The 23,179-nt window shown below is 48.6% G+C and carries 20 protein-coding genes; 7 read left to right on the top strand and 13 right to left on the bottom strand.

The window, feature by feature from the left end; genetic code table 11:
* The first annotated feature begins 131 nt into the window (after positions 1 to 131).
* The 5 genes from nhaC (at position 132) to galE (ending at position 5,902) form a co-directional block, all read left to right on the top strand.
* Positions 132 to 1,592 (top strand): Na+/H+ antiporter NhaC, encoded by a 1,461-nt coding sequence (gene nhaC / locus OGV80_RS04340; protein ID WP_181634378.1) that lies wholly within the window; start codon positions 132 to 134, stop codon positions 1,590 to 1,592.
* 122 nt (positions 1,593 to 1,714) lie between these two features.
* Positions 1,715 to 2,887: a MalY/PatB family protein gene (locus tag OGV80_RS04335; RefSeq protein ID WP_181231148.1), complete on the top strand. Its 1,173-nt coding sequence runs from the start codon at positions 1,715 to 1,717 to the stop codon at positions 2,885 to 2,887.
* A gap of 154 nt (positions 2,888 to 3,041) precedes the next feature.
* Positions 3,042 to 3,677, top strand: a complete 636-nt coding sequence (locus OGV80_RS04330) for a carbonic anhydrase (RefSeq protein WP_043017275.1) — start codon at positions 3,042 to 3,044, stop codon at positions 3,675 to 3,677.
* Positions 3,678 to 3,884: 207 nt separating this feature from the next.
* Positions 3,885 to 4,823, top strand: a complete 939-nt coding sequence (locus tag OGV80_RS04325) for a glucosamine inositolphosphorylceramide transferase family protein (RefSeq protein ID WP_043017276.1) — start codon at positions 3,885 to 3,887, stop codon at positions 4,821 to 4,823.
* A 62-nt stretch (positions 4,824 to 4,885) separates the two neighbouring features.
* Positions 4,886 to 5,902 (top strand): UDP-glucose 4-epimerase GalE, encoded by a 1,017-nt coding sequence (gene galE, locus OGV80_RS04320; protein WP_087052100.1) that lies wholly within the window; start codon positions 4,886 to 4,888, stop codon positions 5,900 to 5,902.
* A gap of 46 nt (positions 5,903 to 5,948) precedes the next feature.
* Here the strand turns inward: galE and OGV80_RS04315 are convergent, their stop codons facing one another.
* The 13 genes from OGV80_RS04315 to tctD all read right to left on the bottom strand — a co-directional run bounded on the left by OGV80_RS04315 (position 5,949) and on the right by tctD (position 21,599).
* Positions 5,949 to 7,340 (bottom strand): DUF4832 domain-containing protein, encoded by a 1,392-nt coding sequence (locus OGV80_RS04315; RefSeq protein ID WP_080626200.1) that lies wholly within the window; start codon positions 7,338 to 7,340, stop codon positions 5,949 to 5,951.
* A gap of 31 nt (positions 7,341 to 7,371) precedes the next feature.
* Positions 7,372 to 7,779 (bottom strand): hypothetical protein, encoded by a 408-nt coding sequence (locus tag OGV80_RS04310; protein WP_043017279.1) that lies wholly within the window; start codon positions 7,777 to 7,779, stop codon positions 7,372 to 7,374.
* 2 nt (positions 7,780 to 7,781) lie between these two features.
* Positions 7,782 to 8,894 carry a glycosyltransferase family 4 protein gene (locus tag OGV80_RS04305; RefSeq protein WP_286513795.1) on the bottom strand — a complete coding sequence of 371 codons (1,113 nt, stop codon included), beginning with the start codon at positions 8,892 to 8,894 and terminating at the stop codon, positions 7,782 to 7,784.
* A gap of 1 nt (position 8,895) precedes the next feature.
* Positions 8,896 to 10,107, bottom strand: a complete 1,212-nt coding sequence (locus OGV80_RS04300) for a glycosyltransferase family 4 protein (RefSeq protein ID WP_075145758.1) — start codon at positions 10,105 to 10,107, stop codon at positions 8,896 to 8,898.
* 14 nt (positions 10,108 to 10,121) lie between these two features.
* On the bottom strand, positions 10,122 to 11,111 hold the full coding sequence (locus OGV80_RS04295) for a glycosyltransferase family 2 protein (protein ID WP_043017282.1): 990 nt from the start codon (positions 11,109 to 11,111) through the stop codon (positions 10,122 to 10,124).
* Between the two features lie 4 nt (positions 11,112 to 11,115).
* Positions 11,116 to 12,486, bottom strand: coding sequence for a capsular biosynthesis protein (locus OGV80_RS04290; protein WP_286513789.1), 1,371 nt, complete (start codon positions 12,484 to 12,486; stop codon positions 11,116 to 11,118).
* Positions 12,483 to 13,694 carry a lipopolysaccharide biosynthesis protein gene (locus OGV80_RS04285; protein ID WP_075145756.1) on the bottom strand — a complete coding sequence of 404 codons (1,212 nt, stop codon included), beginning with the start codon at positions 13,692 to 13,694 and terminating at the stop codon, positions 12,483 to 12,485. The genes OGV80_RS04290 and OGV80_RS04285 overlap by 4 nt, the downstream gene beginning before the upstream one ends.
* A complete protein-coding gene (locus tag OGV80_RS04280; protein WP_200008198.1) occupies positions 13,691 to 15,820 on the bottom strand; it encodes a GumC family protein in 2,130 nt (709 codons plus the stop codon). Before OGV80_RS04280 ends, OGV80_RS04285 begins: the two co-directional genes overlap by 4 nt.
* Before the next feature lie 2 nt (positions 15,821 to 15,822).
* Positions 15,823 to 16,380 (bottom strand): polysaccharide biosynthesis/export family protein, encoded by a 558-nt coding sequence (locus OGV80_RS04275; RefSeq protein ID WP_043017286.1) that lies wholly within the window; start codon positions 16,378 to 16,380, stop codon positions 15,823 to 15,825.
* A 1-nt stretch (position 16,381) separates the two neighbouring features.
* A complete protein-coding gene (locus OGV80_RS04270; RefSeq protein WP_286513784.1) occupies positions 16,382 to 17,668 on the bottom strand; it encodes an outer membrane beta-barrel protein in 1,287 nt (428 codons plus the stop codon).
* Positions 17,658 to 19,073, bottom strand: a complete 1,416-nt coding sequence (locus OGV80_RS04265) for an undecaprenyl-phosphate glucose phosphotransferase (protein WP_043017288.1) — start codon at positions 19,071 to 19,073, stop codon at positions 17,658 to 17,660. The genes OGV80_RS04270 and OGV80_RS04265 overlap by 11 nt, the downstream gene beginning before the upstream one ends.
* Positions 19,074 to 19,525: 452 nt before the next feature.
* The gene (locus tag OGV80_RS04260; RefSeq protein WP_286513781.1) at positions 19,526 to 20,938 is read right to left on the bottom strand and encodes a sensor histidine kinase; all 1,413 of its coding nucleotides are present in this window, start codon (positions 20,936 to 20,938) and stop codon (positions 19,526 to 19,528) included.
* Positions 20,925 to 21,599: a transcriptional regulator TctD gene (gene tctD / locus OGV80_RS04255; RefSeq protein ID WP_003826032.1), complete on the bottom strand. Its 675-nt coding sequence runs from the start codon at positions 21,597 to 21,599 to the stop codon at positions 20,925 to 20,927. Before tctD ends, OGV80_RS04260 begins: the two co-directional genes overlap by 14 nt.
* A gap of 153 nt (positions 21,600 to 21,752) precedes the next feature.
* Here tctD and OGV80_RS04250 point away from each other — a divergent pair, with 153 nt between their 5' ends.
* Both OGV80_RS04250 and OGV80_RS04245 read left to right on the top strand, forming a co-directional pair.
* On the top strand, positions 21,753 to 22,730 hold the full coding sequence (locus OGV80_RS04250) for a Bug family tripartite tricarboxylate transporter substrate binding protein (protein WP_087052095.1): 978 nt from the start codon (positions 21,753 to 21,755) through the stop codon (positions 22,728 to 22,730).
* A 14-nt stretch (positions 22,731 to 22,744) separates the two neighbouring features.
* On the top strand, positions 22,745 to 23,179 hold the full coding sequence (locus OGV80_RS04245; protein WP_087050849.1) for a tripartite tricarboxylate transporter TctB family protein: 435 nt from the start codon (positions 22,745 to 22,747) through the stop codon (positions 23,177 to 23,179).

Below are 23,179 nucleotides of genomic sequence, written 5' to 3'. Positions count from 1 at the left end.
AACAGATAATCTGCTGCAGTTAATAAAATAGGGTTCAGCCATGAGCTCTGGCAACTATGTTACTCAGACATGAGTGACCTGTAGCAGGTATTTATTTGACGTGTTCAACCATTAACGATTGGGATGGAATTATGGAATTAAATAGCTGCACCGCTAACAACAGAAAGCCATTGTCTTTCTTTTGGTCAGTTTTACCGATGGTTGTCATGCTGGGCGGAATTAGCATCGGGTATTTTATCTTTAATATTCGTGCTGAACCCATGATCCTGATGGGAACGGCAACCGCCTCGTTTATCGCCATCGCGCACGGCTACACGTGGGATGACATTCTACAATCTATTTGTAATAAAATATCTGAAGCGCTGCCTGTTATATTAATTGTTGCCAGTATCGGTTTCTTAATTGGCGCTTGGATGGTGTCAGGCACTATTCCAATGATGATTTATTATGGTCTGAAATGGATTAATCCGCAGTTTTTCTATATTTCAGCATTTATGCTGGGAGCGTTGATCTCAGTATGTACCGGCACTTCCTGGGGATCCATCGGCACCGTCGGGATTGCCATGATTGGCGTAGCAATTGGCCTGAATGTTTCGCTGCCGATTGCTGCTGGCGCTATTGTCTCCGGCTGCTGGTTTGGTGATAAGCTCTCGCCGGTTTCTGATTCAACCAACATGGCGGCGCTGGCTGCCGGGGTAAACCTGTACTCACATATCGGCCATCTGCTGTGGACCACCGGCCCGGGCTTTATTATTTGCTGCGTTGTTTACAGCTATATGGGCATGGGCATTGATGCTTCGTCCAGCGCGCCGGCAAATATCACCAGCCTGATGAACTCTATCGGTCAGATTTATCACTTCAACATTCTGCTACTGCTGCCGCCGATCATCGTTTTGTATGGCTCACTATCAAAAAGACCACCAATCCCGATGCTCTTTTTATCCACAATCGTCTCAATGATTCTGGCATTAGTCTTTCAGCAATTTACCGCCTCTTCGGTCGGTGAATCCGTGGTCAGCGGCTTTAAGCTCGCGATGCTCACCGGAGACAATCTGCCAACACTGTCTTCCGATGTTTCTCGCTTACTGGAACGCGGCGGCGCCATTTCAATGTTTAGCAGCTTCGTTACCGTTTTCAGCGCCTTCAGCTTTGCCGGAGCAATGAGTGCGACAGGCTCTCTACACACCGTGATAAACGCGCTTACTAAAGGCGTGAAATCCACATTTCGCCTGGTGGCTACCACAATTGTAACGACGGTCACCATTTGTGCCTGCACGGCAAATGGGACCTTGCCATTGCTGCTGTGTGGTGATGCCTTTAAAGAGGAGTACAAAAAACGAGGGCTTGCGACAAAGAATCTTTCGCGTACTACCGAAGATGCCGGAACCGTTGTCGAACCGATTATTCCCTGGTCTGCCTCAGGTGTTTATTGCGCCACGATGCTGGGCGTGGCAACGCTTGATTATTTGCCATGGGCAATCCTCTGCTACAGCGGGGTTATCTTTGCTTTGTTGTGGGCAGCAACCGGTATTGGCATTGCTAAATATGAACCCAACGAATCTACAGAGCATATGGTGGAGCAAAAGTCATAGGTTATTAATCGCTAAAATTAACCACCACCAGGGTTAATTACTATATCTATTAGATATACATAAACATTCTTCGCTGTATTGCGTTGCTTAAATTATTTTCAGAGACTTTCCAGGAGTCAGCAATGTCTTTGTTTGATGATATTGTCACAAGGGATGTGAATTGCCGTAAATACGGACAATTACAACAGATGTACGGTACCACCGATGTATTACCGCTGTGGATTGCAGATATGGATTTTGTAACGCCAGAGCCAATCATGAGCACGTTGCGTTCGGTGGTGTCACAACCGGTACAAGGCTATAACATGGATTATCCACAATGGAAAGAGTCCGTTATCGATTGGTATAAACAACAGTATGATACTGACATCAAGGCGCACTGGTTACATTTTATTCCCGGTGTCATAAAAACTATCGTACTCTCTTTAATGGCGCTTACCCGTCCGGGCGATAATATTTTAACCTGTACGCCAATATATGACCCCTATCCTAATCTGGTAAAAACCAGCGGCAGGAATTTGATTCAAACGCGCCTCATTGAAAAAGACGGTCATTACGAATTTGACTGGCATGATTTCAGCGAGAAGCTCAAGCAGTGCAAAATGTTTCTTTTCCCTTCGCCGCATAATCCGGGCGGTATGGTGTGGTCGCGAGAAACGCTGGAAAAAGTCAGTCACTATTGCAAGCTTGCTGGCGTCATTATTCTGTCTGATGAAGTGCACAGTGATTTAACGCTGCCTGGCAAGCGCCATCTGCCGTTTTTTACTCTCGACGAAGCGGCAGGCAGCCAATCAATCGTGCTGACCTCTATCAGCAAGACCTTCAATACCGCTGCGATCCAGGGCGGAATAGCCATTATTAAAAATGATGAATTACGCCATCAGTTTTATGGTTTCCTGGATAACTGCTACCTTGCCGAGACGCATTCCTTACAGCAGGCAGCCATTTACAGCGCCTTTACCCATTGCGGCGACTGGCACCAGAAATTATTAGCCTACCTGGCCGATAATGTGGCATTTGTTAAAAGTGAACTTGAACAGCACTGCCCTTTAATCTCAATTGTGTATGGCGGCGCATCGTATCTTCTGTTTCTGAACGCACAAGAGATGAATCTTAGCGATGAACAGCTAAACGCTTTTTTTGTGCATGAAGCAAAGCTTGGTCTATCGCCCGGCGCGCAATATGGCCCCGGCGGCGAGGGTCACATGAGACTCAACGTTGGGTGCCCGCGCCCGGTACTGGTAGAAGCGATGAACCGGCTTAAAGCGGCGTACCAAAAACGGCAGAGAGCATAACGCACAGCAAACTATTCGCCCCACTACGGTGGGGCAAAATTATCCAAAGATGTTGCAGAACTGCTATAAACTCTTTCCCTTCCGTCGGCTGGTGTTAAACTGGAAAGTGTGATCTTCATCATAACCTGCTTAAACAGAGAAAAGAGACACTGCTATGCAACATATCATTGAGGGCTTCCTCAACTTCCAAAAAGAGATTTTCCCTCAACGTAAGGAACTCTTTCGCAGCCTGGCGTCCAGCCAGAATCCTAAAGCGCTTTTCATCTCCTGTTCCGATAGCCGTCTGGTGCCAGAACTCGTTACTCAGCAAGAGCCCGGACAGCTTTTCGTTATCCGTAACGCCGGGAATATCGTACCGTCTTTTGGACCGGAACCAGGCGGCGTTTCCGCGACTATTGAATACGCGGTAGTGGCACTTGGCGTGACGGATATCGTCATCTGCGGGCACTCCAACTGCGGCGCGATGAAAGCCATTGCCGATAGCCAGCCTCTGGATCCGATGCCTGCTGTCGCTCACTGGCTGCACTATGCCGATGCCGCGAAAGCCGTGGTCGATAAGAAAACCTGGGATAACCCAATCGATAAAGTTAACGCCATGGTGGAAGAGAACGTTATCGCACAGCTCAACAACATTAAAACGCATCCTTGTGTCGCGGTTGGGTTGCGAAACAACGCGCTTCGTCTGCACGGATGGGTTTATGACATCGAAAGCGGTGAAATCCGTACACTGGATAAAAACAGCAAAACCTACGTTTCTCTTGCAGATAACCCGCAGGTGCATTTCGAGTAAATCATCCACTGGAGCAAGGATGCTCTGGATAGCTTTTACCTACTTTTGTGCTATAGACAAAAAACACACTTGCGACTAGCTTTAAAATAGCCACTGGTGTTCCCACATCGGTTTTCGCACATTAATATAACATTGCGGCAGGTCTCATGCACTGAGTCGCAAACGGCCGTTCATACATGGTGCAGGCGATAAAAGGAGCCGGTACGAATGCAAGCAAAAATAAAAAGAATAATAAATATGTTATTCTATCATGAGTCGTGGGATATCATGATTATTAAGGATCACGGCACACACTTATTCCCAAATAATACGCTGGAAATATTAAGTAAATCAGCCGCACAGCAGTTAAAAAAGAAATATACGTTTCAGGCCGATCCTTTTCTTATTGAAAAAGACGACAAACTCTATGTTTTTTATGAAGCTTTTAGCTTTCGCAACTCGAAAGGCACGCTCCGATGCCGCATTCTTGATCGTGAACTGACTGAAATTGATGATGTGAAGCTCGAAGGTTTTGACGACCTGATGTGTCATTTGTCATTTCCTTTCCTGATTAATATCAACGATCAGCTCTTCATGATTCCTGAGTCATCAGAAAGAAAAGAAGTAATACTGTTTCAGTCGGTAGAATTTCCAGCTCGCTGGAAGCAAATTAAAGTTCTAATCTCTGATACCGAAGTAACCGATAACATTTTTCTTTCAATGAATGAGACCTGCTATCTGATGTCCACCACCATGGATAATAAAATAATTATTCATTCAGCAGAGCATCTTTACGGACAGTGGCAGCGAATTACTCCTGCCTTGAAAGTGAGCAACCCTCATCACCGTGGAGCGGGCGCTCCTTATCTTGTCGATAACAAAATGTATTTCCTCACCCAGGAATGCACGCCTGAAACCTATGGAAAATCTATCTACATCAAGGAATTAGTCACCCTGAATAACGCTAATTTTGATGAGAATCTGATCGAACAAATCAACTCGTCGATCAACCACAGTGACGGTGTTCACACGCTGAATTTCTCAAGTAACTTTATTGCTTATGATACAAAAATAAACAAATTCAGCTTTTTATCTATACTTAAAAAAATATCTTACAAGTGTATGGTGAGGTATCGTAACTATTATCTTACGAGGCGTCACCCATAACCTTCTTCCAGGGCAGTGACGTGAATTAATGCCCATTTTGATAGCATTTTTCTGGAGTCTGTATGGCAATTCTTGTCACTGGTGGTGCAGGTTATATTGGTTCACATACTGTGTTAACGCTACTGGAAAGAGGCGATGATGTCGTAGTCATCGATAATCTGGCGAATGCGAGCCGAATCTCGCTGGACAGGGTCGCGGAGCTCACCGGAAGAGAACCCATTGTCTATATCGCCGATGTTCTCGACAGACAGGCATTGAAAAATATTTTCGCCAACCATAACATCTCCGATGTCATTCATTTTGCCGGGCTAAAATCGGTTTCAGAGTCGATAAAAGACCCCCTCGCCTACTATGAAAACAACGTCACCGGTACGCTGGTTTTACTGGATGAGATGCTGGCCGCAGGCGTTAATCGATTCATTTTTAGCTCATCAGCTACGGTATATGGCAATCCGGAAAGCGTACCGCTGAGCGAGCAATCGCGTACGGGCGGAACCACCAATCCGTACGGCACCTCTAAATTAATGGTCGAACAAATTCTGGCCGACTTCTCACGCGCGCAACCCGATTTCCGCATTACCTGCCTGCGCTATTTCAACCCGGTCGGCGCCCATCCATCGGGTCGGATTGGTGAAGATCCTAACGGTATCCCTAATAACCTGGTTCCGTACATCTCCCAGGTCGCGATTGGTAAGCTGGAAACCGTGTCGGTGTACGGTAATGATTATCCCACTCCCGACGGCACCGGCGTGCGTGATTATATCCACGTAATGGATTTAGCGACCGGCCATTTAGCCGCACTGGATTGCCAGAACAAAGGCGCTGCCTACAAGGTGATTAATCTCGGTACCGGAGTCGGTTATTCCGTAATTAATCTGATTGAGGCGTTTGAAAAAGCGGCGCAGACAAAAATAAGCTATCAGTTTGTCGACAGAAGACCTGGCGACATTGCCGAATGTTGGTCTGACCCGTCACTGGCATACAAAGAGTTAGGCTGGAAGGCCATCTATAACCTTGATGAAATGATGCGTGACACGTGGAACTGGCAAAAAAATAACCCGAATGGGTATCACATCTGATGTATGCGGCAACGCGCCTGACCGCCAGGCGCGTTGCCGTGCTGGGTTAGCGTGCCGTTATCGTTGATACGCGATACCAGCCGCTGCTCTGCTTACCCTGGTTGGCGAAGTTAATTCTCGGCGCACCGGATTTATCCAGCATCGCGACCTCAATCGCGTATTGCCCTTTCGCCAGTCCTCCCGGCATGGGCAAGGCATAGCTGACCTGATAAACACCCGGGAGCCAACGTCGTATATCATCCGCCGCATTCCCCTGCGCCACCACTTTATTAGCGTTATCCACCACACGAAATGCCAGCGTGTAGGGCAGATAAATCGGGGCGATACCTTCGTTATACCACGTGCTGTTTAATGTCAGCGTTTGTCCGCCGTCCCACACGGATTCATGGCTTAGAGACGCTAAGCGAAACCGATAGCCTAGTTTACTCAGCGCATCGTCAACAATCGGTCGATAATCGCTGGGAATCGCCCTCGATTTCAGGTTAATAGTGCTGGCGTGCTGCTTGATCGCCCAGTCAAAAATGCCCTGCACTTCGGCGCGCGTATAGTGGAAGGTATTCTTCCAGTCCTGCATATATGAACAGATTTCCAGACTAACCGGCGCACGTTTCCAGGCGTCATTAAACCCTGAATAACTCTGCTGCGCGGCCAATATTCGCTGCGGATAATCATCAGCCATATGGTTCCAGGTGTTTGAAAATACGCGCAGATCGCCCCAGCAGTCCGCCCGCCATCCCGCACCGCGCGCCACCGCATTCGCCAGGCTTTGCCCACCGCTCATTAACATAATTTTCGGCGTCGAAGGGAAGGCAGAAAAATGCATTGCGACGTAGCGGTCCAACTGCGCGGTGGTGTACCGTTCCAGCAGTGGCTGCAGATTAGAGAAATTGCTGTTATGCCATTCACCCCATGCCCCCACCATGCCGATATCCACAAACGCAAGATTCTCATTGCCGTCGTAGCGTTTTCCGAATGCGTTAAGCAGACGCTGGCTGTACTCAATAAACAGAGGGTCGTCTAAATCTGGAATAAATGTTTTGTTATCGGGCGTCCAGGTGCCTTTCACGCCTTTTTTAATCAGCCAGTCGGGAATTTTTGTACCATCCCCCGGGTCAGCTAGCGCCATAAACCGCAGTCCAACGTTCATCGCGGGACGATGCGCCGCCGCGTATTTGAAGGCATCATCCACCAGCGCAAAATTATACTGACCTTCAATGGGCTCCAGGTCTCGCCAGTAAAACCGCTCGTACTCAAACCCGGTATTGGGATAATCAGCCAGCCCCAGCGTTTCACCGTATCCCTGATGAAAACTTGCCACGCCAATCCCTGGATTGGTCAGCGGGCCAGTCAATGCTTTGGGGGTAACGGTCGTTAATGCGGAAATGACCGTCAACGGAAAGGACATCAACAACAGCGCAGAAACCCATTTACACTTCATCGCAGTGACGCCCTCCACAGGTTTGTTAACGCTAGCGGTCTTTCAGGCTTAACCACCAGTCCCAGATACCTACATGAAAATTTTGGAACACATCAATACCTAACGCGGATTTGATCATATACAGCGTCAGCAATACGCAGCAGGTGACGAACAACACGGCAATCAGCAGCAAAAAAGTGAGCAACATTCTCGACAGGGTCGATTCCTGGCGGTGCTGGCGGCGTAAATCTCTGCCAAACAAAAAAACCAGATAATAACGCTTACTGAAAAAAGGAAAGCTTCGGCGAATATCGATCTGATGCCGCGAAGCCAGCGTCGATGCCAGGATAGCATTTTCCACCCCTTCCTTTTGTTCAGGGGTCAACCCCTCAACAATCGACTCATCAAGATGAGAATAAAATCGTTCGATGACGGGAGGACGATTTTGAGGACTGGTCAAAATTAACCTATATCTTTATCAATGGAGTGATAGACGTTAACCGTCTTTTTGGCGATTTCATGCCAATTGTAGTTTTGTAAATATACACGATAGTCCACGCTATTGGTTGTCGCCCACTGGGTTAATTTCTCGGCCAGACTGGCCACATCCCCCACCTTAAAATAGGCCTCGGCGGGCAGTTGAACTTCAAGATTAGCCGGAATATCACTGACGACGGCAGGAAGAGAGAATGACATCGCTTCCAGTAGCGCAATGGGCAATCCTTCATGGTATGAAGGCATCACAAACAGCCTGGCCTGCGAAAATACCGCCTGCAGCTCATCACCCCGTAAGAAACCGGTCATCACGACGCCTGGCGTGTCCGCGGCAAGCTTTTTGAGGCGCACGCTGTATTCGGTCGGATGATCCGCATCGCCAATTAACACTAACGGCATGGTCAAACCGCTGCGCTGATAGGCGGCGATGGCATCATGCATCCCTTTTTCTTCCACAAATCGCCCAACCACCACGAAGTAGTTTTTCGGCTGCAGCCCAAAGCGGGAGAGCGTATTGTCGATGGTCAGATCAGATAACAATCGCGGCTCGTTTACGCCATTGTGAATTAAATGTGCATCATAGCGACCATGTTTTTTCTGGATCAGTTGATTAATAACGTCAGAAATCACAATCACTTCGTTGGCATATCTCACCGCCCAACGCTCACCGAGTAGCAATATTTTTTTGGCAACGAAACCCCATTTCTGCCGATCGTAATCGGGCCCATGGTGGGTAAAAACCACCTTCTTCCCTAACACGCGTAATAATGGGATCACAAGGCCTGGTCCAATAGCATGGACATGCACAATATCCGAATGGTCGATACTTGTCCTAAACGCCGCTAAAACGGAATGGACAATCGCTTCCAGCGAGCGCTTTTTGGGCGCCCACAGCGCGTAGGTTTCGACTTTCTTATAAACCGATCGTTTATAATTTACATATGGCGAGCGAGCAATCACGCAAATATCCACGTCGAACTGCTGCTTAATGGCAGGATATAGATTCTGACAGTGTGTCTCTACACCGCCCAATACATCGGGAATACCACGCGTTCCAAAAACCGTTATTTTTTTACTCATACTATGGCCTGCTCAGCAGTTCTTTATAGAGCGCCTGGAGGGTATCCATATGTTTACTCAGCGCATATTTTTCACTCAACCGCGCACGACCAAGTAAGCCCATGACCCGCGCTTTCTCTGGCGAGTCGGCCAGGGCATCCATCGCATTAGCTAACTCCTGCGCATTGCCCGGTTCAAATAAAATCCCTTCGATACCGTCACGAATTTGTTCGGGGATGCCGCCAATGCGCGACCCGATAACCGGCTTGCCTAAGGACATCGCCTCTAATATCGCCATTGAACAGTTTTCATAGCATTCTGAAGGCAGGATCACCGCCCGCGCATGTTTAATAAGGTTGTCGAGGGCTTCCCCTTGTTGCACATAACCTAAAAACTCAACGTCCGGGTATTTGGCGGCTAACTCATCGTGCAGCGGACCGTGACCCACAATTTTCAGCAGCGCTTTGTTCTGCATTTTCTCATGCGCCGCCAACAGCGTTGCCACACCTTTTTCACGGCTCAGGCGACCGAAGTACAGCATATAACCCTCGTCGCTTACCTCATCCAGGGGACGGCTGTCATCAACGCCATTGACGATGACATCAATACGCGAATTCGGCAGCGTACGCAGTAAAACCCCACGTAAAAAGACGCTTGGCGAAACGATCACATCCAGAGCCTGGTAATTTTGCGCAATATACTGCCAGGTCGCCTCCAAAGAGAGCAGAAGACTTTTTGAGGCAGACCCTTCCTGGCAACGATACCTGAAAGCATTAAAAACCGTTCCGGTGATACAGGAATCACACACCTTGCCGTCGCGCAGCATGGAATAGGCGGGACAGACTATCTTATAGTCATGCGCGGTCAGCACCGTTTTGCAGCCAAAATTGCGGGCAACTTTAATTAACGCCGGCGTTAACTGATGGTAAATGTTATGAAAGTGGACGATATCCGGACGCTCTTTTTGTAGTAGCGCCAGCATCTTTTTGCAGGCCTGCGAATTATGAATAAAGTTAACCGCCGTTTTGAGCCCACCCAGCAGATTGCTTTCTTTGTGATAGTCCACATTGCTGACGAAATAATCCGCATAGTCTGAAGGGAAATTTTTCTCATGCTGCATCGAGAAATCAATAACCTGCACACCAGCCTGTTTCAGCATATCGCGCTCTTGAAAATAAACCGTTTCCGCGCCGCCTTTAATGAAAAAAAACTTATTCACTAATAAAACTTTCATTGCGCCAGCCTTAGTTATTCATGAATGATTTTACTGTCAGGCGGAGTCAACGGATCGCGTACTGGTTTAGTCAAGCCTTTAACCAATCCGGCAGAAAGCACGGCCAGGTTCATTACGCTCTGCAATCCGTTCAATAACGATCGATTCTGCACGGTTTTCAGGACAATAAACGCAAGCAACGGCAAAAATGCAATGTCGAAAAGTTCGAGATTGAAGGTCACCGCCGCAATGAACAAAGCAATCAAATAAACAGAAAAAATCGCCTCGTTCCTGACCATTTTTAACGCTTTGCCGAAATAAGGTTTTCCCCAGGCACAACGTAAAAGCTCGCCCGGAGCCTGATAGTATCCGCTTTTCCAGCGGTGCTTGAGCATCTGAAAGGTCGGCATAGTATGGGAAGTATGAATAAAATACGGAATATTCAGACGACGCAGTTTATAACCCGCATCGAGCAAACGCAGGCCCAGTTCGGCTTCTTCATAAGCGTGCAAATTACGGTTGGTAAGATAACCAATTTTTTCAATTGCAGATCGACGATATAACCCGCCACCGCCTAAATGGTCACTATCCCCGAGCGGATAAATTTTATTAATACGCTGCTTACGCGATTTAAATTCATAGTTAACGGCATCGTCCATTTCAACGGTTCCCGCGACGCCTGCATATTCCGGCTCAGCCTGCAAAAATGCGACTGCTTGATCCACAAAGCCCTCTTCCAGCTCCATGTCACCATCCATCAGTAGCAGATATTCCCCTTCACTATACAGGTAACCTAACTGATGCCCGACGCCGCAGCAGCGATCGTCTGGGTTAGTTAAGGACACCACGGTCGCCCCTTTATCGATAGCGAGCTGTTGGGTGTTATCCGTTGACAAACTATCTGCCACTATAATTTTATGTGGATAATCAACAAGCTGTCGGCGAATACTGTCGATCGTTTTCTCAATACATTCAGATTCATTGAGTGTTTTAATACTCACTGAAATAAACGGTTTTTGGTCCATACAATTACCCTACACAGAGAAGGACGGTTCGACGAATCACTAAACTTGATCCTAGTGATAAATAGAACAGGAATTGTAACATCGGTGTAATCATCAGTATCTGGCTGTAAGGTAAGCTAATTAAGCAACTGATAGCAAAAGCGTTAAACGCCGGTGCAAAGCTCAATAACTGGAGGTCCTGCTGGTCCAGTTGTTCAAGCGTCAGTAATGGCTTTGGCTGACAAACTTTCAGGATATAAATGAATAAGCTAATAAAGAGTAACGTGCCGATCACCCCAACTTCCCACAGCAGCATACTCAGGGAAGTCGAGTCGAGAATTAAGTTATAGATGATATTCAAAAAGCCCGGCGACACCGTACTCCCGCTGTTAGTGGCGTTGAGCCCGTAACCAAATAACGTTCCTGAAAGCCCCCACAGATCGTTATTTTTTAACCAGAACAAAAACGTCGTAAAGCGCCCTAACTCCCCGGTAGACATAATGTAGTTCGGGTCAAAAATATAGCTTAAGGAGTCGATGAAAATGCTTAGCGAGCTTTTCGAGGGATCGCCGCCAAACGCGGAAGAATAATAGTACGCGAGGATCACGATCGACAGGCTAATCAGCAGTAACATGCCTGCCACAATAACCAACAGCGTCTTCAGATTGACCTTACTAACGTCTTTGACGTAGCTCGGTGAGATCCACACCCACGCCAGAAACAGAGGCGAAAGCAGAATGACGAACTTCACTTCGCCAATGATACAAAGCCCGATCCCCAGAACAATGTGCAACGCCATTGACTTAAACGAGGTCAGCCCATGCTTATACTCAGAGACTTTTAACAACATAATCAACAGGCAAAACAGGCCCATCGCGGCAGTGTTACCGCCCCCCATGGGGTCTCCGCCAAACGTGCCAACCACGGAGTCCCATTTCTCATCTTCACCACGCACCGCGACGCGCTGGGGAACGACCAGTAAAACCTGATAAATCATTACCGGGATCTGCGCGTAAAACACCCAATACAGATAGCGCGTTGCCCGATAAATCTGCGATTCCCGGCAAAATCCCAGCAGCAAACAGATCATCACCAGCGACAATGCAATTTCGTTTTTAAATGCCACAATCGCGACGGTGATCCCGCCCTGAATCAGCGTCGATGTTCCAGCCAGCACCAGGAACGAGAAATACAACGCCAGGACAATCGTCTCCTGCGCATCCAGTTGCAGCGAGCTATCACGCGTCTGCATCACCAATAATCCCACCATCAACAGGGTCAGGAAAAAGGGGATCCACAGCACCGACTGCATGCCGGTAAAGTATTGCACCAGACCACACAGGATTAGCGTGACAAAGGTATAAACCTGCAAATAGTATCCGGTATTCAGCGTCATAGTATCACCGGCTTATCTTTCAGGAGATTGGCTCGCTTATTCATTTTCAGATAAATGAAGGCGTAGCGAATAAATGTCAGTGAAGAAAACAGGATAACCGACGTGGCATAATCTTTATAAAAATAGGGGATGACGACAAAAGCGAATAACACGATCGCCAGCTGTTCCAGTTGGATGCGCAGAAAATAGCGGTGGGAGCCAAAAATAAGTTCAATCACCGTCAGAGGGCTTATCGCCAGTGCCGGGAACAAATAGGGCAACATGTAGCGCGACGTTTCAATGGAGTTAATCCAGTCTTCGCTAAAGCCCAGACGCATCACTATCGGATAGAAAATAAACACCCCAAGGGTACAGATGACACCCAGCACCAACAGCAGCATCCGCACCCTGGTATATTCCTGATAATTAAAGGTGTTATTTCTGAAATCGATAGACCACTTGGAAAAAATAGTATTGCGCACCGCGTTGCCAATGATCACCACCGGCGCCAGGCAAAAGCGGCTAACCACGGAAAAATAACCCGCCGTCAGCGCCGAGAACCAAAAGTTAATCAGCATAACCGGCAAATTGCTGCTGGCCATCGCCAGCACTTCCGCACTGCCCACTTTGGTAATGTGATGAATATTCTGTTTGAAAAAATGCCAATTACTGGCGGGTCGCAGATGTCGGGCCGCCACCGCCCGAATATCAAACGAGTGCAAAATACAGCTAATGGTCAGCGCCATCGTTGCACAGGCCCATGACCAATAAAACAGTTGCACATGATGCGTAGCCAGAACCGAAAGTAATACCACCACCGAGACAGAAATGCGCTGGAAAATCAGAAAACGAAAATTGGCCGTGCGTAGCGACAGGTTTTCCGAGATTAAAACCCATGCCGTTGCCAGCGTCAGCAGATAGAGGAACAAGATGTTCTGATGAAACAGCCACGCGGTGAGCACAGCGTACGGTAAGGCAATGATCGTGCTTTGGAGCAGGCAAAATACAACGTTTTGTACCAGTTCGTCGTCGTGCTGTTTTGGAATTAAAAGCTGCGATGCAAAGGTACATACCTGAGCGCCCACCACGGCGATGCTGTAGTTGAGCGCATAAAGCCCCACTTCAGCCATATCGTACTTGTGTGAAATCAACCAGATAGACAGCGCACCAATCAACTGCGAGATGACTGATGAACCGGCTATCGTGGAAGCGCTCTTCAGTAGACTCATACGCGGCCTGGCGTCGTCATCAGTTGATCGGTACTGAAGTTGAGTGAACGCAGACCTTCTTGCGTCTCAAGATCTTTTTCTTCAACTGCATTGAGCACCGCGCCAATCACAACACCGTTATTTTCCTCGATCTTATCCAGCGCGTTGGCGATTTGTCCCGCCGATCCGGCCCCGGCTTTCACAATGAAAACAACCCCATCGACGGCACGTTTGATCAGTTGAACATCCTGACTCTGATTCACAGCAGCAACATCAATAATGATGCGCTGATAATGCGATTTCAGCTCGCGCATTAAGGGTTCAACGTGCTCCGACGACAGCATCAGTAAAGAAGAGATGGTGCTCTTGCCGTGCGGGATAAAGTCGAGATTATCACTGAGCGTGATCCGCGCCTGTTCAAGCTCAGTCTCCCCGCGCAGCAGTTCCGCTACGCCTGCGGATGTGGCTGATGCCAGCTCTGAAGAGAGCCCGCCAGTGTTAAAGAAATCCGCATCAATAAGCAGCGTTTTCTGGTCGAAGCTAAAGGAGTTCGCTAACAGATTCGCTAACAAAGAACGCCCATCGCCATGCTCCGTCGACGCCACGGCGAGCGTCTGTAATGGTCGATTATCCAGCATAATCCGGGTACGGATACCGTGCACAATATCGGCATTTAGCGGGTTCTTCATGATCATGTCCCGCACCTGCGCGCGCCCAGACGTTCCGCTAAAACGACGGATTTCACCCAGCGGAGCAACATTGAGCCGTTTTTTCATGCGACTCAGGGTTGCGATTGAGTTATCCATCGCCGCTTTGACAATGAAATACATGATGCTGAACACGACCACCAGCATGACCACCATCACCAACAGCAGTGATTTATTCGGTTTCGCCGGTTTTAGCGCGGGTACGGCAGGGTCGTATAACACCGCATCGGCACTCACGCCGGACAGCGATAGCTCCTGAGTACGCTGATAAAGCGATTTATACAGGTCTTCCATTTTATCTAACGACAGTTTTTGGCTGTTATAAGCATCCCGCTTAGACGCCATTTTCTGGAAAACCTCTTTCTGCTGCGCCACCTGCTGCTGATAGTTCTTTTCATCCGCCAGCGCCGCCAGATATTGCTGGCGCAAACCGACTTTCAGCTCTCCCAACACCCGTCCGGTCTGGCTTTGGATCGACTGAACATCAGCCTCGGCTTTTAAAATAGCGGGGTTTTTTGGCCCATACACTTTGCGTAGTTCAGACAAGGTACGCTGCGCCTGAATCAACGCAATGCGCAAATCCTGGATCTGAGCGTGGTTAGAGACTGAAGGCAGTGAGATAACGCTCTCAACGGACTTCCCTCCCCCGTTCACCTCGTTATAGACGGATTCAGCCGCAACACGACGCTGGGTCGCATCGGCCAGGCGATTGGTCACGATACTTAACTGTTCGGTTTCAAAACCATCAATACCGCGGAAGGTCAGCAGCCCGGCGTTTTTCAGATAGCTGTCCATCTCTTCTTTTTGCTTGGCTATCGACTTCTGAATCTCTTCCATTTTTTCATAATTCAGTTCGCGGGCTTTCTCTGCTTTCAGACGCTTTTGTTCCACCGTATAGTTGATGAAAGCCTGCGCGACGCCGTTGGCAATATCAGCCGCAACCTGAGGCGAAGTTGATTCATAGGTAATGGAAGCCAGATTCGTCGTGCGAATACCGATGACATTCAGGTTTTTCGATAACGTTTTCAGCGCTTGCTCCATTCTCAGCTGCCGACCTTCACTGCTATCGGCCCCCTGAGCACCGGCTTTTTCCCCGGTAAACTCCGGGTTTTCATCCAGCTTCATATCGCGCACGGCTTGCTCAAGCACAATCCGCGAATGCATCAACGCATATTGCGTTTCGTAGTAACCACTGCGCGTTGAATCGAACCCATCAACCTGTGGAAACGGAGAAACGTTATCGGCCTGCGCTTTGATCAGCACCGTCGCCGTTGAAACATACTTTGAGGACATCATGCTGATTAACGGATAAGCCACAACCCCGGCTATAATACCGGCCAGCGCGATTTTCCAGGCGTTCTTTTTCAGCTCTTTGGCAAAGCGGGAGAATTCGACCGTGCTTTCTCGTTTTTTGCCGTTTTCCACTATTGATAGTTTCATCGTCAGAAGAACCCCATGCCAATAATCACGACATCCCCAGGATGAACAGAGTGCGTTAAATCAACATTCTCCAGCAGCTGATTGCTACCTGACAGACGAATGTTGATATCTTTTCGGTCAGCACGATCTGTAAATCCGCCCGCCTGCGCAATAGATTTCTCGACGGTAAGTCCTGGCTCCCAGGCGAATCCATTCGGACTTTTCACCTCGCCAGAAACATAATATTTACGGAACTCGGCAATACTCACCGTCACCATCGGAGTTGTAAAATAATCTCCGGTCAGGCGTTGAGTTAATTCGTTGGTCACTTGATCGACAGTTTTATCTTTTAATTTAAGAGCGCCAACAAACGGGAAATTGATCTCCCCACTCTTATCCAAAATAAATCTCATCGTCATATCGGGTTGACCATGAACAGCGATATTGACAGTATCCCCTGCCCCAAGTCGGTAATCCTGCTGAACAGTAGCAGGATCGTCCATTAATCTCGGGCTGGACGTTGTGCATCCGACCATCAGGATACTGAATAGCAAAACCGCGCACAGTTCTATTATTTTCATTTTAGATCTGAACCTTAGCTTTAAGCATAATCATAGAATTATCATAACCCAACGTTCTAATGACTTCCTGATTGTCGTTGGGACCGATATAAAACGAATCAGTATCCTTATTCGAATTCAATGTATCTATTTGATATTTAATCTCAAAATTAACTGACGGCGTGTAGTCATAGCTCATGGTTACGCTAAATACCCCATCTTTATCATGCCGATCCTTATTCTGTTTTTTATAGTCTTCTGAAGTGTATGAGTAATCCAGCAAGGTAGAAAAACGGTTGCCTAACCAGAAATGTTGATAAGAAAGACCATACTGGGTCACTAAAATATAACCCCCAACTTCCGATGGGTCTTTAATGCTTTGCGCCGAGTGAACCGTGAAAACAGACTGTTGTAACGGTTTCCACTCCCCTTTTATGTCCCAGTTTAGACCATTAAAATCATGCGAGTTTGCGTTGTTTTCAAATGTCTTGTACAGCCATGAAATATTCATGTCGACATTGGTTTTGCCCGTCAACTGCGACTTCAGGCCATACAGCAAATAATACTCATTAGTGTCTTTTTCTGAGTTGTTATCATAGCGACGCTGGTTAGTAATAAAGCTATAGCGAAAACGCGTTCTGGATGTGTATTGGTCAAAAATTTCTGCCACCAGGCTATTTTCGTGCCATTCCTGTTCCTGAATATAATTGTAGAAATCTTCACTACTGTCCTGGACATCAGACGTATTGCCGAAGGTCAGTTTTTTGTACAACAACGCCAGTTCCGCTTTTCCGCGCCCATCGGGTGCGCCGTAGCTGTAGCGCAATTCACTGTTGATAAAATTCGTCGTCAGCGGAGATTTAATCCCATACTGCTCGAACTGCCCAGGGAGAAAACCTTCGGTGATACCACGACCGCGGGACTCATGCCCAAGCGTATCCTCCAGATTGAGGGTTAAGCCATGCTTGAGCCCATACCGCCAGGCGCCGTTAAAACGAAAAAAATGGTCGTTATAGTTATCCGCGGAATCGCTTGAGTAATTACGATAATCTCCGGAGTACATCAGCAAATACTTATCCTGACCGCGTTCTCCGCTCATACTCAGAACGGGCGCCGCGCTCTGAAACGAGGAACCGATAGCATCGCAGCTATGTGGCTGATAAGTCACGTTATCATTATAACCATAGTCCACAGCGACCTTGCTCTGGAAGTCGATCCCTGCAAAGCCAATGTGTGATTTCGGTGTTAAATCAGCCCATGCGGGCTGCGATATCACGATTCCGGTAATAACGAGTAATTTAGTATGCATTCTTACCGACAAATCCTTTGAAAATAGTTTTAATAATAATTTTTATATCCAGCCATAACGACCAGTTTTGAATGTACTCAATATCGTACTGAACCCTTTTTTCCATCTTATAAAGCGCATCGATTTCCCCGCGGAAACCGTTAATCTGCGCAAGCCCGGTGATCCCAGGCTTAACTTTATGGCGGATCATGTAATTTTCGACCTGTTTGCGGTACTGCTCATTATGCGTAACCGCATGAGGTCTGGGGCCGACAATCGACATACTTCCCTGCAATACGTTGATAAATTGCGGCAGTTCATCCAGCGAAGTACGGCGTAAAAAGCTCCCGAATTTGGTTACCCGTGGATCGTTTTTCGTAGCCTGAATAACCGTGTCGGCGTTCTCCATGACGCGCATTGAGCGAAACTTCCAGACCTTAATTTTTTGTCCGCTAAGACCATACCGATCTTGTTTAAAAAACACCGGCCCGCGGGAAGTGAGTTTGATTCCAATGGCAATTGCCAACATCAGCGAAGAAATCATCACCATAATGATGCTGCCAAGCACCAAATCTTCCGCCCGCTTGATAAATGAACCCGCCCCTTCAAACGGCGAACTAAAGATTCCGATAGTTTGCAGGTTGTGAATGGAGCGCAGCTTGGACATGTTGTTACTGTAGGTATAGAAGTCAGGAACAATATAGGTGTCTACAGTGGTGTCCGACATCATCGCTAAAAAATGACGAATACGGTGTAAAGCGACCATCGGTAAGGCGATGTAGATTTCGTCTATATTTCCCTGCCGGGCTTCCTCAACCAGATTGATCACCGGGCCACGGAAGGGGCTTTTCACCTTATCTACGATATCGCCGCAGCGGGATAAGGCGCGCTCATCGTAAAACGCCAGATCGAGTGTGATATTGGCGTATTCATTCATTAACGCGTTTTCTGCAGCCAGGCCATTGTCGGTCAGACCAATAATCGCCACGCGCATACTCTTTTTCGTTGAATATTTAAAAATGAAAAAGCGAATGTAATAAAGAAAAGGTAATGGGATAAAGTACCAGTAAATAATGGCTGAATAAAATGGTGAAGGCAGTTTGTCGAGGTAGCCGAGTGATTCGGGTTCAGCCACCGTCATGCTGACCAGTTCGTTAAAAAAAATCGCCAACAGCGTACAAAAAACCAACCGTTTTTGATTACGTAAACCGATCGTCTTGATCTTTTGTTGATACATTTTTATGTATTCAGCAAACAGCAAGAAAAAGACTGAGAAGAGAATACTCAGAATGGCAATGGTGTTAAATGGCGCCAGACCTAACAGATGGGCGCTAAAAACCAACGTCGCATTGATTACAATGAAATCGACCAGTTTTAAAAAGACTGGATATCCTTGGCTGCTAATCTTTAGCGATTTTTTAAGCATATCTCAGCCCATTATTTATTGATCTTTAATTGTTTTTTTCTCATTTATGTTGCTAATTATATCACAAGTCTAAAAAACGCAATGGCACATTGTCAGTAAATGTAAAAAATAATGTCTCTTACTGTGATAAACATCCCGAGCACAATCATATCTATATGATTTTGATGAGGATTGAGTCAAGAAAAGTTTTAGCCAATTCAGCAAAAAAGATGACTTTTAACAACACTTTTGCTATTGACAGGTAACAATTCGTGGTCTATGAAAAAGTGATTTATGTATGATAAATAACGCAAAAGTTTAGTTTGATTGACGCTAAATTGTCGCAGAATTGCTGTTAAATACCGCAAGTAAAATATAATTCACGGCCTCGCGGCGAAATTTAAAATTACAATAACAATACAATTAATTACTTTTAATTATATTAATAACGTTCGCATCATCAAAAAGGTATTTCAGCTCGCTACGCTTAAAAATCGCACACGCACGCTTAACCCGCCTAATGCTTCGCTCCGTGAAAGCTGAGGGTGCGTGCGGTGCAGACGAGCAATATCGTTGACCAGCGCGAGTCCGATCCCGGCACCGGGAACATTACCGACGTTATCAAGACGATGAAACGGCAGCAGCGCCTGATGCACCATCTGCTCATCAATACCCGGCCCGCTATCTTCAACCACCAGCACCACCGCCTCTCCTTCTCGCAGCAATCGGGCAGTCACCACACCATGCGGCGGCGTATATTTCAGTGCGTTATCCAGCAGATTTCCGCTCAGTTCGCCGAGCAGAACTTCATCCCCCTCAATCCACACCGCGTCCTGCTCTCCTTCATAGCCCAGATCGATCCCTTTACTACGCGCCTGCGCCAGCCGGGTAAAACAGCTGCTTTGCACCACCTCATACAAATTAACCGGCGAGAAGTGCCTTTCTCCTTGCTCTTTGCGCTTCACCGCCGACAGCTGTAACAGCCTTTCAGTCAGTTGAATGGTGTTATCCAGCGTGGCGCTCATGGCTTGCAGACTCTCATACCACTGCTGCGGCTGCTGGCTGGCGAGGGCCACCGAGGCCTGGGTTTTCAGCACCGCCAGCGGCGTTTTAAGCTGATGTGAAGCATCCGCGCTGAAGCGTTCCTGGCGAGAGATCAGGCCGCGAAGTCGGTCCAGATAACGATTGAATGCCACAATCAGCAGACGGGTTTCCGACCACGGCAGCAGCTCTGGCAACGGCGTCAACAGGCCTGGCTCACGACGCACCATCAACGATGATAACTGGCGCATCGGACGTAACACCCGACGCAGCAGCCAGCCAACCAGCACCAGCGTGAGCAGCACCAGCAGACCTTGTGAAACCCATGAGGAAAACAGCAACTGTCGCGCCAGATAACGCCGAGATTGCAGCGTTTCAGCGACATAAATCTCCGCCATGCCGGCAATACCGCCCTCGTTGACGGACTGCAGCAGACGCGCCACGCGAATGGCCTCGCCGCGATATTCAGTGTGATAAAACCACGCCAGCGCCGGATATAGCCGCGTACGCGAGGTTGCAGGCGGCATCGCCGGTAAATCGTCATAACCTGAGATAACCTTCCCCATCGGATCGACCACCTTGTAATACAACCTGTCGTTCATGTTGAGTTCGAAGCTGTCCAGCACCACCCACGGCACATTTACTTCCAGCTGTTTATTGCGCACCACCAGTCGTTCGGAGACAGTCCTCGCGGACGAAAGCAACGTTCGGTCATATGCCTGCGTCGCCGCCTGTAGCGCGCTGACATAGCTGTTAAATGCAGACAGTCCCCACAGCAACATGAGCGGCAGGCCCAGAAACATCAGCAGTTGCAGATACAACGATTGGGGTTTAGCCCACTTCATCGCTACGCTCCAGCACATAGCCGAGGCCGCGCAACGTGGCGATACGCACATCGCTTCCCTGTAGTTTTTTACGCAAGCGATGGATATACAGCTCGATACTTTCGGGACTGACCTCATCGCTCAGACTGAAAACCTGTTCAAACAACTGCTGGCGCGAAACCGGTCGTAATCGACGGTACATCAGCACCGTCAGCAATGCCTGTTCGCGCGGAGTGAGCGCCAGGGGCTGCCCCTGCAACAGAAAATAGCCTTCATCGTGAAAGGCCAATTCCCCCAGTTGCTGTATACCTTGCACCTGCCCCGCGCTACGGCGTAGCAAGGCCCGCAGTCGGGCATCCAGTTCCTCGATTTCAAACGGTTTTGCCAGATAATCATCGGCCCCGACGTTCAACCCCTTCACTCGATCGGCCACCGCGCTGCGCGCCGTCAGCAGCAGTACAGGCAGCGTCTGCCCTCGCTTACGCAGCCGCTGAACGACTTCAAGGCCGTCCAGCCCCGGCATATTGATGTCCAGCACCGCCAGCGCGTACGTTTCACTATGTAAAAGATGGTCGGCCGCCAGGCCATCAAAAACGCAGTCGACGGCAAAACCGTTTTGCACCAGCGCTTTCTCCAGCCAGTGAGCTAACTCACGGTTATCTTCCGCTAATAAGAGACGCATATCACATCCTGTAAAGTTTCTGCCGCATTGAAAGGGAATTGAAAGGTTAATGTTTTAACAATCACGCAACCGAACTGCTACACATCGGCTCACATAATCACAAAAATCTTCTTCCGTACCCGAAATTCCGGTTTTCCGGCGTGAGGATAAACAATGAAAAAACAGTTACTTCGTACCCTTACTGCAAGCATTTTACTGATGAGTACCTCTGTACTGGCCGAACAAGCGCCATCGCGCACGGAATGTATCGCCCCTGCTAAACCCGGCGGCGGTTTCGATCTCACCTGTAAGTTGATTCAGGTGAGCATGATGGAAACCGGCGCGATCGAAAAACCGATGCGCGTAACCTACATGCCCGGCGGCGTTGGCGCCGTGGCCTATAACGCGATCGTCGCTCAACGCCCGGCTGAAGCGGGAACCGTAGTGGCCTTCTCCGGCGGCTCACTGCTGAATCTGTCACAGGGCAAGTTTGGTCGCTACGGCGTGGATGATGTCCGCTGGCTGGCGAGTGTCGGCACCGACTACGGCATGATTGCCGTACGCCAGGACTCACCGTGGAAAACGCTGAAAGACCTGCTAACGGCAATGGAGAAAGATCCCAACAGCGTGGTCATTGGCGCAGGCGCCTCTATCGGTAGCCAGGACTGGATGAAGTCGGCGCTGCTGGCGCAAAAAGCCAACGTTGATCCGCATAAGATGCGCTACGTCGCCTTTGAAGGCGGCGGCGAACCGGTTACCGCGCTGATGGGCAATCACGTGCAGGTGGTTTCCGGCGATCTCAGTGAAATGGTGCCTTATCTCAGCGGCGACAAAATTCGCGTGCTCGCGGTGTTCTCGGAAGAACGTCTGCCGGGTCAGTTAGCTAACGTGCCAACCGCCAAAGAGCAGGGTTATGACCTCGTGTGGCCCATCATTCGCGGCTTCTACGTGGGCCCCAAAGTCAACGACGCCGAGTATCAGTGGTGGGTTGATGCCTTTAACAAACTCCAGCAGACCGATGAATTTAAAAAGCAGCGCGATCTGCGCGGCCTGTTTGAATTCAACATGAGCGGTAAGCAGCTCGACGAGTACGTAAAAAGGCAGGTCACGGATTATCGTGAGCAGGCGAAAGCCTTCGGTCTGGCGAAATAAGCACAGAGGCAAAGATGATGAGCGATCGTATTTTTGCAGGTATCTGGCTGTTGCTCTGTATAGCCGGGCTGTTCGTGGCCTGGCAAATCACCAGCGAATACAGCTATGAACCGGTTGGGCCGCGTCCCTTCCCGCTTGGCATTATCAGCCTGATGCTGGTCTGCGCCGTGGCGCTGCTGTTGCGCCATCCGGACACCATCAGTTGGCCTCGTCGCCACGTGCTGCAAAAGCTGCTAACGATGGTGATTGTTTTGTTGATGTACGCCTGGGGTTTTGAGTGGCTCGGTTTTCCCATCGCCACCGCCATTCTCACCGTGGTGATTGGCATGCTGTTCGGCGCAACCATCCCGGCTGCGGGTATTTCCGGCGCGGTGCTTGGCATTCTGCTGTGGTATGCCTTTGACCGACTGCTTGACGTCACCTTACCACTCGGCGCCTGGCTGGGTTAA

This window comes from Citrobacter sp. Ce119, assembly GCF_030334525.1.
Classification (GTDB): domain Bacteria; phylum Pseudomonadota; class Gammaproteobacteria; order Enterobacterales; family Enterobacteriaceae; genus Citrobacter; species Citrobacter europaeus.
The sequence above is the reverse complement of the archived record's forward strand: the minus strand, read 5'-3'. Positions and strand labels throughout refer to the sequence as shown.

Excerpts from the sequence above, each read along its gene's own strand:
- OGV80_RS04315 (WP_080626200.1), bottom strand. The coding sequence starts at position 7,340 with ATGAAGTGTAAATGGGTTTCTGCGCTGTTGTTGATGTCCTTTCCGTTG.
- OGV80_RS04260 (WP_286513781.1), bottom strand. The coding sequence starts at position 20,938 with ATGAAGTGGGCTAAACCCCAATCGTTGTATCTGCAACTGCTGATGTTT.
- OGV80_RS04275 (WP_043017286.1), bottom strand. The coding sequence starts at position 16,380 with ATGAAAATAATAGAACTGTGCGCGGTTTTGCTATTCAGTATCCTGATG.
- OGV80_RS04250 (WP_087052095.1), top strand. The coding sequence starts at position 21,753 with ATGAAAAAACAGTTACTTCGTACCCTTACTGCAAGCATTTTACTGATG.
- OGV80_RS04245 (WP_087050849.1), top strand. The coding sequence starts at position 22,745 with ATGATGAGCGATCGTATTTTTGCAGGTATCTGGCTGTTGCTCTGTATA.
- nhaC (WP_181634378.1), top strand. The coding sequence starts at position 132 with ATGGAATTAAATAGCTGCACCGCTAACAACAGAAAGCCATTGTCTTTC.
- OGV80_RS04265 (WP_043017288.1), bottom strand. The coding sequence starts at position 19,073 with ATGCTTAAAAAATCGCTAAAGATTAGCAGCCAAGGATATCCAGTCTTT.
- OGV80_RS04280 (WP_200008198.1), bottom strand. The coding sequence starts at position 15,820 with ATGAAACTATCAATAGTGGAAAACGGCAAAAAACGAGAAAGCACGGTC.
- OGV80_RS04285 (WP_075145756.1), bottom strand. The coding sequence starts at position 13,694 with ATGAGTCTACTGAAGAGCGCTTCCACGATAGCCGGTTCATCAGTCATC.
- OGV80_RS04305 (WP_286513795.1), bottom strand. The coding sequence starts at position 8,894 with ATGAGTAAAAAAATAACGGTTTTTGGAACGCGTGGTATTCCCGATGTA.
- galE (WP_087052100.1), top strand. The coding sequence starts at position 4,886 with ATGGCAATTCTTGTCACTGGTGGTGCAGGTTATATTGGTTCACATACT.
- OGV80_RS04330 (WP_043017275.1), top strand. The coding sequence starts at position 3,042 with ATGCAACATATCATTGAGGGCTTCCTCAACTTCCAAAAAGAGATTTTC.
- OGV80_RS04290 (WP_286513789.1), bottom strand. The coding sequence starts at position 12,486 with ATGACGCTGAATACCGGATACTATTTGCAGGTTTATACCTTTGTCACG.
- OGV80_RS04295 (WP_043017282.1), bottom strand. The coding sequence starts at position 11,111 with ATGGACCAAAAACCGTTTATTTCAGTGAGTATTAAAACACTCAATGAA.
- OGV80_RS04325 (WP_043017276.1), top strand. The coding sequence starts at position 3,885 with ATGCAAGCAAAAATAAAAAGAATAATAAATATGTTATTCTATCATGAG.
- OGV80_RS04270 (WP_286513784.1), bottom strand. The coding sequence starts at position 17,668 with ATGCATACTAAATTACTCGTTATTACCGGAATCGTGATATCGCAGCCC.
- tctD (WP_003826032.1), bottom strand. The coding sequence starts at position 21,599 with ATGCGTCTCTTATTAGCGGAAGATAACCGTGAGTTAGCTCACTGGCTG.
- OGV80_RS04300 (WP_075145758.1), bottom strand. The coding sequence starts at position 10,107 with ATGAAAGTTTTATTAGTGAATAAGTTTTTTTTCATTAAAGGCGGCGCG.
- OGV80_RS04335 (WP_181231148.1), top strand. The coding sequence starts at position 1,715 with ATGTCTTTGTTTGATGATATTGTCACAAGGGATGTGAATTGCCGTAAA.